This is a genomic window from Cryptosporangium arvum DSM 44712 (assembly GCF_000585375.1).
Lineage (GTDB): Bacteria > Actinomycetota > Actinomycetes > Mycobacteriales > Cryptosporangiaceae > Cryptosporangium > Cryptosporangium arvum.
The window spans coordinates 8,851,658-8,864,478 of sequence record NZ_KK073874.1; the positions used below are offsets into that span (position 1 = coordinate 8,851,658).

The window sequence follows — 12,821 nt, forward strand, 5'->3', positions numbered from 1 at the left end:
GCTACCCGGATAACGACCTCGACTCACGTCCAGTTCACCCGAGTTTTGCCGCTTGAGGCCCCGGGGCGTCCCCAAGGCCTCCGCGACGACTCAGGCGAGCGCGGCGTCGAGCGTGATCTCGACACCGGCGAGCGCCTTGCTCACCGGGCAGCCGGCCTTGGCGTCGGCGGCGGCCGCCGCGAAGTCCTCGGCGGAGATGCCCGGCACCTCGCCACGGACGGTCAGCTTGATGCCGGTGATGCCGGTGCCGGGCTGGAACGTCACGTCCGCCGTCGTGTTCAACGCGGTCGGCGGCGTGCCCTTCTGGGCCAGCCCGTTCGAGAACGCCATCGAGAAGCAGGCCGCGTGCGCCGCGCCGAGAAGCTCCTCCGGAGTGGTGGTCGACGCCGCGCCTTCCGAGCGGGCCTTCCAGTTGACGTCGAAGGAGCCGAGGCCCGAGGAGTCGAGGTTCACCGACCCCTTGCCCTCGAAGAGGCTTCCTTCCCAGTGCGCGGTCGCGGTGCTGGTCAGTGCCATGTCCGTCTCCCAAATCGCGTAGTAAGGGTCTTCGGTGAACGTACCGTGTCGACATATCGAGAACGGCGACCCGCTCCGAAAGATCTATTCGCCCGGGTGTGTCCTGTTTTCTCACGCGCTAATCGTGCGCGCGAGAAAAGGAGATCGGGTTGAGAACGATTCGGACCGTCGTGGCCGCCGCGGTGACCGTGGTGACCGTGGTGGGCACTCTGGGCCTGACCGCGGCACCCGCTGCAGCAGGTACCCAGATCGCCGGAGTTCATGACCGCCATCAGGCACGGACCATGCCCCAGTTCCACTACGTCATCAACGTCCGGGTCCCGCAGAACAGCCGACTGACGCTGTACTACTCGTCGCGGTTCGACCACGCCCGCCGGTTCGTCACCGTGCGCGCGGGCAGCGGACAGGGAACGCTCGACGAGTGCGCGAAGAACCGGGGCGTGCTGCCGGTCGGGCGGTACACGGTGCGGTTCTGGCCCAACTACCGAGCCGGCAACCCGGCCGTGCGCGGTGACGTCTGGCGGATCTCCGACCGGGTCTGCCGCAACCGCAAGACCGTGCGCAACGACCTGTTCATCCATTCCAGCGGCGTCCCCGGGGCGCCGTTCCGCCATTACCGGACGCTCGGCTGCATCAAGGTCGACCAGGCCGACCGGGCCCGCCTGGCCGCCGCCTGGCGCTCGGCCTGGGGCAACACCCGCGGCCGACTGATCGTGACCCGGCGCCAGGGGCGGTGAACCGGCCCTAGGCCACCCAGGGAGGCGTCATCGTGGTGCCGTCGGACAGCTGAGCGGTCAGCCCGACCGTCGTCGTGACCCAGGCCCGCAAGGGCTCGTCGCCGACGACGTCGACCTGGAACTCGGCCCCGGCCGGCACCAGGATGACGTCCCCCGCCGACGCCACGCGCGTCTCACCGTCGAGCGTCACCCGGGCCGAGCCGGCCAGTACGGCAAGCACCTCCTCCCGGCTCGGCCGGTGCGGCACCCCCGACGTACCGGCCGGCACGTCGAGGCGCCACGCGCACAGCTGGGCACTCCCGGTCGACGGCCGCACGTACGACGTGAAGCGGCTTCCGTGCACCTCGTACTGCTCCGCCGAAGCGGCATCCATGATCGGCATCTCGCATCCCTATTTAGTCAAGTAGATTGACTAAATAGTCAAGCAGACTGACGAGTATGTCAATCTGATTCCATGGCGGACGAAATTGCGCTCTCGGCGCTGCTGCTCGGCGCGGCCAGCACGCTGGTCGAGGCGATCCACGAGGGCACGTCCCGGCGCGGCTTCGGCGACCTTCGCCCCACCCACGGTTTCGTCTTCGCCCGGCTCGCCCCGGACGGCGCGACGATCAGCCAGATCGCCGAGCACCTGGGCGTCACCAAGCAGGCCGCGAGCCAACTGGTCGAGGAGCTGGTCGGCAAGGGCTACGTCGAGCGCCACCCGCACCCCGGCGACGCCCGCGCGAAGGTCGTCGTCCTCACCGAGCGGGGCTGGGCCTGCACCCGCGCGGCCGACGAGGCCGCCATCGAAGCGGTCCGGTCCTGGATCGACGTCCTGGGGCCGGACCGGGTGTCCGAGCTCACGAACGATCTGCGCCGGGTCGTCCGGCCCGGGCGGCTGCGTCCCGCCGTCTGGTGAGGCGTTAACAGCACCCGCCGAGCGGGCACTGATCTCCCTGTGGAGCCCTTGAGCAAGTCGGACCAAATCCTGGTGGCAGGGGTCGCCGTTGCCATCTGTCTGCTGGTCCTGCTCAGCCTGCGCGGAACTCGCCCCGGCGCGCCCGCCCGGATGGGGGCCATCGTCGCGGGCATCGTCATGCTGCTCGCGTTGATGGTGGGCTTACGGGCCCACGACCTGACGAACCCGCGCTCCGACGACCAGCAGACCCCGGTCGCACTGCGGCCGACGACCGCGCAGCCCTTCGGTGGCGCCGTGGTCAGCGGCGACCCGCAGAGCGGGCTGAATGTGCGACCTCCGGCCACGGTGGCGTCGGCCACCTACCCGGCCGGTGCCTACATCTCCGACGCCCGGTTCTGCGACGGCCGGCTCGACACCGTGGTTCGAATCGACCCGACGGAGACCGCGCCGGAAGCCGGGGCGACGCCGGACACCACAGAGGCGGTGCCGGTGGCCCGGAACACCCCGTCCGGCCTCATGCTCGGCATCCGAGCCGGATCCGATCCGGCGGCGCAACCCGCCCTGTCCGTCCTGTACACGCCGGGAGACCAGCAGGCCCGCCTCGTGGGCGCCGACGGTACGACGTTGGGATCTCTGACCAGCACGTCCGCTGAGCCGAGCATCCGCGTCGACCTCCGTGACTCGAAGGCCGAGGTGTGGTTCGACGGGCAGCTGATGACCGGCGAAGCGGTTCCGGTCGCCGGTGGATGCGGCGCGGTGCGATTCAGCGCTTGGGGTGGAAGCGCAGCGCTGCGCAACCTCGTGATCCAGCCGGCGAACTGACGGGCGGAGTATCGACCAGCGCTACCCGGCTGGTCGAACACCGCCCCGCTACGAAGGCCGGCCGCGGCTTGACCGGCCGGCCTCAGTTCCCGCGTAGGGAGCCCAGGTGGATGGGTGTGTGGTGTTTCAGGCCAGGTTGAACTCGCCGGACTTGGCGCCCGCGATGAAGTTGCTCCAACCGGCGGCGGGCAGCACCAGCGCTGGTCCGCCACGGTCCTTGGTGTCACGCACTGCAACGACAGAGGTCATCAGTGCAACCTCGACGCAGTTGCCGTTGCCCGTGCTCGCCTTGCTCTTGCGCCACGGAGCGTAAGTGAGATCGATGCTTGCCATATTTTGCCTCAGCTTCCTGCCGACTACGACATGTCACCAGCGGCATCGCGTATCCGTTGTACGGATTGCTCCGGTGTGAGCGCTATGCCAACTAGCTTTTGGTGCACGAGGGTATACCCCTCCACCTGGTCCGGTTCCTCCAGAGCGATACCCACAGTGAGGTTATCCAGGTAGACGACAGAATTGTCGTCAGGATCCGGGAAACTAAGGATGACATAGGGTGTCGTCATCGCGGGGTGCCCACCGACAGAGAATGGCAAAACTTGGATAGTTACATTCGGTAGCGCCGATAGCTCGACTATGTACTCAAGTTGCTCACACATCACCGTCACGCCGCCGAACGGCCGCAACAGAACAGCCTCGTTGAGGACGACTGAAAACTCGGCGGGCGACTCGCCGCGCAGCAGGTCCTGGCGGCGGAGGCGAGCCGCGACCTTGCGATCGACGTCGTCGTCGCCGGCCGTGGCCCGGAACGCCTCGCGGGCGTAGGCCTCCGTCTGCAGTAGGCCGGGGACGGCCTCGGCCTCGTACGTGCTGACCCTCACCGCTTCGGCCTCCAGGCCGACGTAGAACTCGAACCACGCCGGCAGCACGTCGCCGTAGTTCTGCCACCATCCTCGCTGCTGTGCACCACGCGCGATCTCGATGAGTGGTTCGGAGTCCTCGCCCGTGACGCCGTAAAGGGCCAGCGCAGCCCGGACGTCACGAGGCTTGATTCCGATTTGGGCAGTCTCGATCCGGGAGAGGTTGCTCCGGGACATGTCGAGCTGGCGGGCGGCTTGTTCGAGCGTCATCCCCGCCTTCTCACGGAGGTGGCGGAGTTCTCTGGCGATGCGACGGCGGCGAACCGTGGGGCTTCCTGACACGGCGGAAGTGTGGCATTACGCGAACTGGCACACCAGCCTCGATACCGCACCACGCCGAAGTGGGAGTTGCATTGCAGGGGACACGGATGCACTATCGAGACAGAGGTCGTCAGCATGTGACCCACGGCGTCTACCGGGACCGCCGAGGTGTCATCGCATGTGCACAGCTCAGGCGATGACGCGTGCCCAGCACTTCGAGACCCGGAGAGACCGAATGGCCACGAACGTTGTCGGCTGCCTAACGGCGTCCCATACGGACGATCATGACGTTCCACCGTGTCGCGGTGGGATTCTCACCCCGGCGCCGGTCGGCCCCGCGCCCGCCGGAACGTGAGCGATCGACCGTGAACGCGCTAGGAGCACCGACCTACATGACCACCGGGCTAGGCCACCGACTCGCGGCGCCCGTCACCCTTCCGGCGGCCCCCATGGCTCCGACCGCGTGGCCCTCGTCCGTGATCTGCGAGCCCGACGCCCCCGTGGTCCGGCTACTGACCTCAGTCGACGCTGCGGCGCCGCAGCCGGAGCCCGCCCCTCCGCTCGCCCAGGTTTCCCGGGTGGTGGTCGGTTACCTCCGGGCGGCGTCCGCGCCGAGCGATCCGCTGACCGCCCTTGTCCGGGGTACCGACGACGTGGACGACGACGACACCGCCCCGTTGGTCGCGGCGATCGCCCAGTACGCCCGGGAGCGGGGCCTGACCCTCCTCCGGGTCCACCGCGACGACGTCACCGATGACGACGCCCGCCGGCCCGGCTTCTCCGCCTGCCTGCGCCACCTCTACCTGCGCGAGGCGTCCGGCATCATCGTGCCGACCTGGTCCCACCTGGCCCCCAACGACGTGCTGCGGCGGGCCCTCTGCCACAACGCGACGTCCGCCGGCGGCACCATCCAGGTGGTCGACCCCGGGTCGGACTAACTTTTCCGCACGTCACGACGGACCGGATCACTCCGGTCCGTCTTTTTTATGCCCGGATGTTCGAATTAACATACTTCGCACTTGGGTCGTGGTGGTGAGGTAACGGGCATCCCGGAAAAACCGGCCGAACGGCCAAGCAGTTCGTTCCGAACGGATCTGCCGGGATCACTCTGCTGGGCAAACCTCTCTATTTACACAATTAGTGAATGCCGTAGGGCCCAATCGGGGCTGAATTAACAGCGATGTGCCTGCTTTGCTCATTCCGCCTGAAACACCAGAGGAGGCAGTAAATGGGAAGCAAGGCACGACGGACGGCTATCTCGGTTGCGGGACTGGCCCTGGCCAGCGGCGCCACGATGGGCCTCGCCGCGCCCGCATCCGCGACCACACCCGCCGGTGACGACGTCGCAGCGGGGGCGTACGAGGCCGAGTACCTCTCCGACCACGAGTCGTCGGCGGCGGTCTCCGGCACTTACACGAAGGTCGAGAAGACCGAGGTGAAGTGGGCCGCGGCGGACAAGCAGAAGGACTACGCGGCCGGCAAGGTCAAGGCCGGTTGGGCCAAGGGCGGCCACGGCTCGGACTGCGACGACAAGTGCGAGGACGACTCGCGCTGGCACAAGGACCGGGACAAGGGTCACTGGCACGGTGACAAGAAGTGGAAGCGCGACCGGGTGAAGGGCTTCCACCGCAGCTACCGCGCCTGCAAGGCGGCCGGTATCCGTGGCGTGCACAAGGGCTGGTGGGACTCGTACGACTGCGACTTCACCAAGCGCGGTTACAAGGGCTGGCACCAGAGCTGGAACAAGTGGGGCAGCCACGACTGGCGCTGCCGCGGTACCTGGGTGCTCAACATCCGGGGATTCTGAGACCCGTTCACGATTGCCCTGTACGCCACGACGTTGGCGTACAGGGCATTCGCATGTCAGCCCACCGCGAGAAACAGCGTCAACGAACCCGAAGCGGCGGAGACACCGGCGTACTCATTGACCACGGACGGCGCCGCTCCGGCGTTGAGGCTGCGCACCGCGCCGGTTCGTCCGTCCAAGGTGACCGGCTTGTCGCTCAGCAGTCCGTACACCGCGCCGTGCCAGGCCGCGGTCACCCGCGGCGCCCGGCGGTCACCGACCGGTAATTGCCAGATCTCACGCAGGTCGGCCGAGTCGTAGCCGACGACGACCGGCGTCGTCGCGGTCCCCGAGCAGACCACCGTCGTCCGGGCATCGAACCAGCAGGAGTCGAACGCCCGCAGGTCGGCCGGGTCACCCGGATAGCGGCTCTCGCCGGTGGCGGGGTCGACGAAGTCGAAGTACGCGTCGGCGCTCGTGAACTCCCGCCCCCGCACCGCCATCAGCCCCGCCCCGAGCGGGAACGAGCGGCCCTGCTGCAGCGGCGTGTCGCTGGTCCACAGCCGGACGCCGTCGGTGAGGCGCAGCCCGACCGTGGACGTCTTGGTCTCGGTGGCCTCCTGGCCGAGTTGCCCGGCCACGACGGTGCCGTCGACGACGGTCGGCTCGAAGTACGGCACCTTCCAGCGGGTACGCCGGGTCTGCGCGTCGACGACGTACGTGGTGGTCGACGTGTCGACGACGATCGAGTCGACAGTGACCCCCACCAGCCGGACGTCCTGCACCGGATCACCGGGGATCGCGTCGATCGTCGCGCTCCAGATCACCGCGCCGGTCTGCGGATCGAGCGCGGCCAGCGAGATCGCCCGGTAGCCGGTGACGCGGGTGCTGCCGGGAATCGTGATCGCGGCCGCGGCGTAGACCCGGCCTTCGAACAGCACCGGTGGCGTCACGACCGAGGCGTCCGCCGCGGACACACCCGGCATGTTCGTGACCCACTCCTCGTCGCCGGACACGATGTCGCGTCCGGACAGCGTGGCGCCGTCCACGAACACGACCGACTGGTCGATGAGGAGCGCCGCGGTCTGCGGTTCGCCGAAGTCCTCCTCGTTGCGCGGGGCGGCGGCGAGCCGCTGGCCGCCGCTCTGGAACCGGCCGGGCGGATCGAACAGCACCGGCTCCGGGGCGGCCGGGGCCGTTCCGGTCGACGCGGTGGGCGTCGGCGCGGGTTCCTTCGGATCGTTACCGCAGCCCGCAGCGGCCAGGAGCACGACGCACACGGCAGCGAGCAGAGCCCTCTGGCGCATCACAGCTCCCTCGGTGACCGACTCTGGTCGCACGGTAACCAAGGTGGCGCTGCGGAATCAGGTGATCACCCATTTATGGCCGAGAGGCTCAGTCCAGCCTCTCCAGACGGGGGAAGAGATCGGTGACCCGGACCCGAGCCCGACGTCCGACCTGGGACGGCCGGTTCGTCAGCGACCACTCGGCAGCCGCGACGGCGTCACCGCGCGGCGTCGCGACCGCCGCCCGCACGCCGTTCTCGGTGCCGACCACGACGAACGCCTGCCTCGGCGTCGCGCTCCGGTCGTACTCCACGGTCGCGGTCTCGACGACGACGTCGGTCCCGTCGAGATCGCGCGCCTCCGCCACCTCCAGGCCGTCCGTCCGGGTCCGCACCGGGCCGCTCTGGTACCCGGTCGGGCGTCCGCCGAGGACGATCGCGTGCTGGTAGCTCAGGAAGCCCCCGTTCGCGTGCACCAGTCCCTTCCGGTCGGTGCCGCGCAGCCGCTCGTACGCCCGGGCCAGCGAGTGCAGCGAGTAGCTGTTCAGCGGGCCGCCGAACGACGAATGGCCGCCGGTGATCGAGAGCACGGTCTCCCTGGGCAGGCCGAGCGCGAGCCCGGCCAACTTCGGAACGACCGGGAAGCAGCTGTAGACGTCGACGAAGTCCAGGTCGGCCGTCGGCACCGCGGCGCGGTCGATCGCGCCGGTGAGCGCGTCGGCCAGCGCCGTCGAGCGGCCGAGCTTGGGGCGGGCCAGCACGTCGGGGAGGTCGTCGGAACCGGCGGCCGCGTGCAGGTGCACGATGCGGTCGGCGGGCACCCCGGCAGCCCGCGCGGCGGCCAGCGACGTGACGACGACGGCAGCGGCCTGGTCGACGAACGGCAGCGCGTTCATCGAGAGCGGATACGGCTCGCAGACCAGGCGGTTCTTCGGCGTGACCGTGCCGACCTGCTCCGCGGTGAGAGCGGAGGTGTTCCAGGCGATCGGGTGGGTGGCGGCGACCGCGCTCAGCTCGGCGTAGAGGCGCGCCGACCAGTCCGCGTTCTCCGCCGGGGTCAGCCCGAGATCGGCCTGCAGGCGGTTCTCGTAGAGCGGGTAGACCCGGGTGGGCAGCAGCAGCCCGGCGGTCTGCATGGCCGGGCTGCCCATGTCGGCGGCGTCGATCGGCGTCGGGCCGCCGGGCCTGGTGCTCCAGCCCAGGTCGGTGATCGGGTCGACGCCGGCCTTGAGCAGTGCGGTGGCCGAGGCCGTCGCCTCACCGCCCACCAGCAACGCGACGCTGCTCTCCCCCGCCGCGATGCGTCCGGCCGCCCGGTCGAGCAGGCGGATCGGCCACTGCCCGCCGATCGGGCTGTCGTCGCGGTGCGCGGGCTTGGCCCCGACCGCGGCGGCGACGTCGGCCGACAGCTCGTCGTACGCCCAGCTGGCCACCCGCACGGTGTAGATCGCGTCGGCCGCGGCCAGGAGCTCCGGCGACGCCGCGAGGTCGAGCGCCTCGAGGATCAGCGCCAGCGGCTCACGCGCCTGCGCGACGGCACGTTCGCGGTTCGCGCGCACCTCCCCCACCCCGACGAGGACGGGAAGCCGGTCGTCAGTCATGTCCGTGCCTCTCAGAGTTGGGCCGCCGCGGTGAACAGCGCGGTGAGGTGTTCGACGAGTTCCTCGGCACCGCGTCGGCGAACTACCAGCGCGCCGAGGTCGGTGGGGCCGGAACCGGTCTCGTTCGCGGTGGCGCCGGCGATCAGCACCTCGACCACGCCGCCCACCAGCAGGCCGGCCGAGAGCAGATCGCTGCGCTTCGCGACGTCGGCGTTCGTGGTCCGCAGCGGCCGCATCAGACGGGCCGCGAGCTCGACGAAGCTCGCCTGCAGCAGCCGCCGCTGCTCGCGGAACTCCGGCGTGGCGAGCGACTCCATCAACGCGACCCGCACCGTCCGCGGGTCGGCGATGAAGTACTCGGCCAGCGCGGTCAGCACGTGCCGGGCCTGCGCCTGCACGTCACCGCCGCCGGTGGCGAGCGCGCCCCGCACGACCTGCTCGACCTGCGACGCGATGCGGTCGGTGGTGGCGAGGAACAGCACCTCGCGGCTCGGGAACTCGTCGTAGAAGAAGCGCGGCGAAAGCTTCGCGGCCCGGCAGACGTCGGTCACCGTCGACGAGGCCCAGCCCTTGGTGGCGAACACCTCGACGGCCGCGTCCAGGAACTGCTCGCGGCGCCGCGCGACGCGCTCCTCGGGGCTCAGCCCGCCATAAACTCGCATCGTGAACGAGACTTTACAACATGAACGACGGCGTTCACGATGGTGCGCATGAGGACCCCCATCTGCGATCTGCTCGGGATCGACCTGCCTCTCCTCGCGTTCAGCCACTGCCGGGACGTCGTCGCCGAGGTGAGCCTGGCCGGCGGGTTCGGCGTCCTCGGTGGGTCGATGTTCACCCCTGAGCAGCTCGAGACCGAGCTGGCCTGGATCGACGACCACGTCCAGGGCCGTCCCTACGGGGTCGACATCATCGTCCCGGAGCGGGCGGCCGCGATGCAGCCCGGCGCCGCCGTCGACATGGACGTCCTACGTGCGGCCATCCCGGCCGAGCACCGCGCGTACGTGGCCGAGATCCTGGCCGCGCACGGAGTTCACACGTCCGCCGACGAGACAGCATCGTGGAACGTCCCGTCGCCCGACGACCTGCTCGACGTCGCGTTCAGCCACCCGATCAAGCTGATCGCGAACGCGCTGGGGGTGCCGCCGGCGGTGATGCTCGAGCGGGGCCGGGCGGCCGGGGTGCCGGTGGCCGCGCTCGTCGGAGCCAAGGAGCACGCGATCAGGCAGGTCGCGGCCGGTGTCGACATCATCATCGCGCAGGGCACCGAGGCCGGTGGGCACTGCGGCGAGGTCACCACGATGGTGCTGGTGCCGGAGGTCGTCGAGGCGGTGGCCCCGGTTCCGGTGCTGGCCGCGGGCGGGATCGTGACCGGGCGGCAGATGGCCGCGTCGATCGCTCTGGGCGCGGCCGGCGTCTGGACGGGCTCGGTCTGGCTGACCACCCCGGAGGCCGAGACGGCGCCGTACACCCGGGAGAAGTTCCTGCGGGCGACCTCGCGGGACACCGTGCGCTCGAAGGGCCGCACCGGCAAGCCGTCGCGCCAGCTCCGCTCGTCCTGGACCGAGGCCTGGGAGCGGCCCGACAGCCCCACCCCCCTGCAGATGCCCCTGCAGACGTTGATCAGCGAGCCGGCGCTACGACACGTGGACGCGCTGGCCGCCGCCGGTGACCAGGGTGCGCAGGAGCTCGCGACCTACTGGGTGGGTCAGGGCGTCGGCCTCATGAACGAGGTGAAGTCCACGCGGGACGTCGTCTACGAGATGGCCTCCGACTACGCCGACGCCGTGGAGCGGGTCGCCCGGACGCTTGACCCTGACACCGTGTGAGGGCTGATCGTCACTCTCGTCATGTTCACCATCGGAGAATTCGCCACGCTCGGCCGGGTGTCGGTACGCATGCTGCGTCACTACGACGCCCTGGGCCTCCTGGTCCCCGCGCGGGCGACGTCGGGATACCGCTACTACGCCGCTGGTCAGCTCCATGAGCTGAACCGGATCACCGCGCTCAAAGGGCTGGGCTTCTCGCTCGCGCAGGTCAAGACGATCCTGCACGACGACGTCAGCGCCGACGAGCTGCGCGGGATGCTGCGGCTGCGCCGGGCGGAACTCGACGCGCGCATCGCGCAGGACCACGCCCGTCTCAACGCGGTCGAGGTGCGGCTCCGAATGCTCGAGAGCGAGGGAACCATGAGTACCGACGACGTCGTGCTCAAGACGGTCGACGCGGTGCGGGTGGCCGCACTGACGACGAGCGTGAGCGCCTACGAAAGCAGCGTGATCAGCCCGGCGATCCAACCGCTCTACCAGCAGTTGTGCGAGCGGCTGGAGGCCACCGGGATCCGGCCGGGCCCGGGTATCTCGTACTACGACGGCACCGGCGAGGACGGGAAGCCGATCCGGATCGGTGCCGCGTTCCAGGTCGACGTCGACCCGGACCCCTCGTTCGGGTTCGAGATCGTCGACCTGCCGAAGATCCCGACCGCCGCGACGCTGATCCACCGCGGTTCGTTCGACACCGTGGACGACAGCTACCAGGTGCTGGCGTCCTGGATCGCCGACCACGGCTACCGGCCGCTGGCGCACTCCCGCGAGGTGACGCTGGAGTTCCCCGACGAGCAGGAGAAGTGGGTCACCGAGATCCAGATGTCGGTCACTTCGACCTGACCGCGTCGAACAGGCGCTGCACGGCCACGGGGCGGTCCGGCCGCCGCCGCAGCACGGTGACGAGCCGGCGCAGCTCCAACCGGATACGCACCGAACTGACGTCGCTCGCGGTGTCGTGCGCGGCCAGCCCGATCCGGGCAGCTTCCTCCGGCTGCCCGGCCCGCGCGAGCGACGTCCCCATCAGGCACAGGAAGTAGGCCCGGTCGCGGCGGGAGAAGCCGTGGTGGGCCTGCCACCGGGCGTGCGCCTCCAGCGCACGCTCGGGTTCGCCGGCCTCGCAGTAACAGAGCGCGGCCTGAACCGAGAACAACGGATAGGTGTAGCCGGCTCCCAACTCGTGGTCACCCGGTGCGTGGTCGCCCGGCTCGCTGCCGCCGAGCAGGTCGCGGGCCTCGCGCAGTTTCGCCTCCACGGTGGGTAGGCGCGCTCCCAGCATCGCCTGGGCGCGCGCCTCCTGCTGGGCGGCCTCCGCGCGGACCCGCGCCGGCACCTGCCACGGGCCGTCCTGCGCGGCCTTGGCCAGCGTGAGCATGCGCGGAGCGTCCCGATCGTCCCAGGCCGCCTGGCTCTTGCGGAGCAGCACGTACCCCTGCATCGCCAGGTCACCGGCCTCCTGGGCCCACTCGGTCGCACGATCGCGCCAGTACGCGGCCTGCACCCGCCCACCGGCGTCCCGGTAGAGCCAGCCGGTGAACTCCGCGGCACGCGCGCCGACTGCCAGCACCTGACGGCGGAGATCGGTGCGGACGGTCCTGGCGCTGCGGTCGATCGCTCCGACCAGCCCGAGCGCGGCCGGGAGCGCCGCTCGGGGCCCCCACGAGCCGTCGTCGCGGGCCAGGAGCCGGAGCCGCTCCCGGAACTGTCCGACCACGTCACCGTCGAAGTAGCTCCGGGCGTCCTCCAGCGCCGCGCTGATCTGCCCGAGGTCGTCCGCGGTCACGGCGGGCAGTCGGTCTTCGGGCTCCGGTGCGGCCGGGAGCACCTCCGACGTCAGGTGCGTGAACCGGTCCCGCTCGGTGCCCGACGCCCTGGCCAGCGCGGTGTCCAGCACCGCCTGCATGTCCGGCCGGGGTCGGATCTCGACGCCCGCGGACTCCCAGTTGGAGATCGTCCGCGCCGCCACGCCGAGCCGGTCGGCGAAATCCCGGATGCTCAGCCGCAGCGCTTCACGCAGAGCGCGCGCCTCGCGACCCGTCCAGTGGATGACAGCGGTCATCCCGCCTCCGGTGCCTCGTTGGTAGACGATGCCCGGATCAGCGTCTTCGGTGCTGTTTTCAGCGCCGCTGCAGCAGCATTGCAGCGCCCCGGGCTGTCCACTGAGTCCCGTGCGTA

Annotated in this window: 15 protein-coding genes; 7 read left to right on the top strand and 8 right to left on the bottom strand. The window is 70.1% G+C overall.

The genetic code is table 11. The features are described 5' to 3' along the window. Window positions 1-90: 90 nt before the first annotated feature. On the bottom strand, window positions 91-516 hold the full coding sequence (locus CRYAR_RS40435) for an OsmC family peroxiredoxin (RefSeq protein WP_035858762.1): 426 nt from the start codon (window positions 514-516) through the stop codon (window positions 91-93). A 149-nt stretch (window positions 517-665) separates the two neighbouring features. Between CRYAR_RS40435 and CRYAR_RS44360 the strand changes: the two genes are divergently transcribed. Further along, complete coding sequence (locus tag CRYAR_RS44360) at window positions 666-1,253, top strand: hypothetical protein (RefSeq protein ID WP_157018469.1); 588 nt, start codon at window positions 666-668, stop codon at window positions 1,251-1,253. Window positions 1,254-1,260: 7 nt separating this feature from the next. On the opposite strand, the gene CRYAR_RS40445 is transcribed toward CRYAR_RS44360, so the two are convergent. Next, window positions 1,261-1,635 (bottom strand): cupin domain-containing protein, encoded by a 375-nt coding sequence (locus tag CRYAR_RS40445; RefSeq protein WP_035858765.1) that lies wholly within the window; start codon window positions 1,633-1,635, stop codon window positions 1,261-1,263. Between the two features lie 72 nt (window positions 1,636-1,707). On the opposite strand from CRYAR_RS40445, the gene CRYAR_RS40450 reads away from it, so the two are divergent. Both CRYAR_RS40450 and CRYAR_RS40455 read left to right on the top strand, forming a co-directional pair. Next, window positions 1,708-2,151, top strand: a complete 444-nt coding sequence (locus CRYAR_RS40450; protein WP_035858768.1) for a MarR family winged helix-turn-helix transcriptional regulator — start codon at window positions 1,708-1,710, stop codon at window positions 2,149-2,151. Between the two features lie 72 nt (window positions 2,152-2,223). Next, a complete protein-coding gene (locus CRYAR_RS40455) occupies window positions 2,224-2,973 on the top strand; it encodes a hypothetical protein (protein WP_157018471.1) in 750 nt (249 codons plus the stop codon). Between the two features lie 126 nt (window positions 2,974-3,099). Here CRYAR_RS40455 and CRYAR_RS50475 read toward each other — a convergent pair whose 3' ends face one another. Then, window positions 3,100-3,306, bottom strand: a complete 207-nt coding sequence (locus CRYAR_RS50475; RefSeq protein ID WP_035858774.1) for a DUF397 domain-containing protein — start codon at window positions 3,304-3,306, stop codon at window positions 3,100-3,102. Window positions 3,307-3,329: 23 nt separating this feature from the next. After that, on the bottom strand, window positions 3,330-4,172 hold the full coding sequence (locus tag CRYAR_RS40465; RefSeq protein ID WP_035858777.1) for a helix-turn-helix domain-containing protein: 843 nt from the start codon (window positions 4,170-4,172) through the stop codon (window positions 3,330-3,332). A gap of 428 nt (window positions 4,173-4,600) precedes the next feature. Between CRYAR_RS40465 and CRYAR_RS40470 the strand changes: the two genes are divergently transcribed. Both CRYAR_RS40470 and CRYAR_RS40475 read left to right on the top strand, forming a co-directional pair. Then, window positions 4,601-5,089 carry a hypothetical protein gene (locus CRYAR_RS40470; RefSeq protein WP_035858779.1) on the top strand — a complete coding sequence of 163 codons (489 nt, stop codon included), beginning with the start codon at window positions 4,601-4,603 and terminating at the stop codon, window positions 5,087-5,089. A 290-nt stretch (window positions 5,090-5,379) separates the two neighbouring features. Continuing rightward, window positions 5,380-5,958 carry a hypothetical protein gene (locus tag CRYAR_RS40475; RefSeq protein ID WP_157018473.1) on the top strand — a complete coding sequence of 193 codons (579 nt, stop codon included), beginning with the start codon at window positions 5,380-5,382 and terminating at the stop codon, window positions 5,956-5,958. A gap of 56 nt (window positions 5,959-6,014) precedes the next feature. On the opposite strand, the gene CRYAR_RS40480 is transcribed toward CRYAR_RS40475, so the two are convergent. The 3 genes from CRYAR_RS40480 to CRYAR_RS40490 form a co-directional block, all read right to left on the bottom strand. Further along, window positions 6,015-7,244: an outer membrane protein assembly factor BamB family protein gene (locus CRYAR_RS40480; protein WP_035858783.1), complete on the bottom strand. Its 1,230-nt coding sequence runs from the start codon at window positions 7,242-7,244 to the stop codon at window positions 6,015-6,017. A gap of 88 nt (window positions 7,245-7,332) precedes the next feature. Next, window positions 7,333-8,823, bottom strand: a complete 1,491-nt coding sequence (locus tag CRYAR_RS40485) for a hypothetical protein (protein WP_051571676.1) — start codon at window positions 8,821-8,823, stop codon at window positions 7,333-7,335. A gap of 11 nt (window positions 8,824-8,834) precedes the next feature. Further along, window positions 8,835-9,485 (bottom strand): TetR/AcrR family transcriptional regulator, encoded by a 651-nt coding sequence (locus CRYAR_RS40490; RefSeq protein WP_051571678.1) that lies wholly within the window; start codon window positions 9,483-9,485, stop codon window positions 8,835-8,837. Window positions 9,486-9,533: 48 nt separating this feature from the next. Here CRYAR_RS40490 and CRYAR_RS40495 point away from each other — a divergent pair, with 48 nt between their 5' ends. Next, a complete protein-coding gene (locus tag CRYAR_RS40495; RefSeq protein WP_035858786.1) occupies window positions 9,534-10,652 on the top strand; it encodes an NAD(P)H-dependent flavin oxidoreductase in 1,119 nt (372 codons plus the stop codon). Between the two features lie 21 nt (window positions 10,653-10,673). Continuing rightward, the gene (locus tag CRYAR_RS40500) at window positions 10,674-11,489 is read left to right on the top strand and encodes a MerR family transcriptional regulator (protein ID WP_035858788.1); all 816 of its coding nucleotides are present in this window, start codon (window positions 10,674-10,676) and stop codon (window positions 11,487-11,489) included. Here the strand turns inward: CRYAR_RS40500 and CRYAR_RS49330 are convergent. Then, a complete protein-coding gene (locus tag CRYAR_RS49330; protein WP_051571680.1) occupies window positions 11,476-12,705 on the bottom strand; it encodes a helix-turn-helix transcriptional regulator in 1,230 nt (409 codons plus the stop codon). The two genes, CRYAR_RS40500 and CRYAR_RS49330, sit on opposite strands and share 14 nt — an antisense overlap. Window positions 12,706-12,821 lie beyond the last annotated feature (116 nt).

What these genes read in the sequence shown, in the direction of transcription:
- CRYAR_RS40435 (WP_035858762.1), bottom strand. Translation starts at nt 516, where the DNA reads ATGGCACTGACCAGCACCGCGACCGCGCACTGGGAAGGAAGCCTCTTC.
- CRYAR_RS40445 (WP_035858765.1), bottom strand. Translation starts at nt 1,635, where the DNA reads ATGCCGATCATGGATGCCGCTTCGGCGGAGCAGTACGAGGTGCACGGA.
- CRYAR_RS40450 (WP_035858768.1), top strand. Translation starts at nt 1,708, where the DNA reads ATGGCGGACGAAATTGCGCTCTCGGCGCTGCTGCTCGGCGCGGCCAGC.
- CRYAR_RS50475 (WP_035858774.1), bottom strand. Translation starts at nt 3,306, where the DNA reads ATGGCAAGCATCGATCTCACTTACGCTCCGTGGCGCAAGAGCAAGGCG.
- CRYAR_RS40470 (WP_035858779.1), top strand. Translation starts at nt 4,601, where the DNA reads ATGGCTCCGACCGCGTGGCCCTCGTCCGTGATCTGCGAGCCCGACGCC.
- CRYAR_RS40475 (WP_157018473.1), top strand. Translation starts at nt 5,380, where the DNA reads ATGGGAAGCAAGGCACGACGGACGGCTATCTCGGTTGCGGGACTGGCC.
- CRYAR_RS40480 (WP_035858783.1), bottom strand. Translation starts at nt 7,244, where the DNA reads ATGCGCCAGAGGGCTCTGCTCGCTGCCGTGTGCGTCGTGCTCCTGGCC.
- CRYAR_RS40485 (WP_051571676.1), bottom strand. Translation starts at nt 8,823, where the DNA reads ATGACTGACGACCGGCTTCCCGTCCTCGTCGGGGTGGGGGAGGTGCGC.
- CRYAR_RS40490 (WP_051571678.1), bottom strand. Translation starts at nt 9,485, where the DNA reads ATGCGAGTTTATGGCGGGCTGAGCCCCGAGGAGCGCGTCGCGCGGCGC.
- CRYAR_RS40495 (WP_035858786.1), top strand. Translation starts at nt 9,534, where the DNA reads ATGAGGACCCCCATCTGCGATCTGCTCGGGATCGACCTGCCTCTCCTC.
- CRYAR_RS40500 (WP_035858788.1), top strand. Translation starts at nt 10,674, where the DNA reads ATGTTCACCATCGGAGAATTCGCCACGCTCGGCCGGGTGTCGGTACGC.
- CRYAR_RS49330 (WP_051571680.1), bottom strand. Translation starts at nt 12,705, where the DNA reads ATGACCGCTGTCATCCACTGGACGGGTCGCGAGGCGCGCGCTCTGCGT.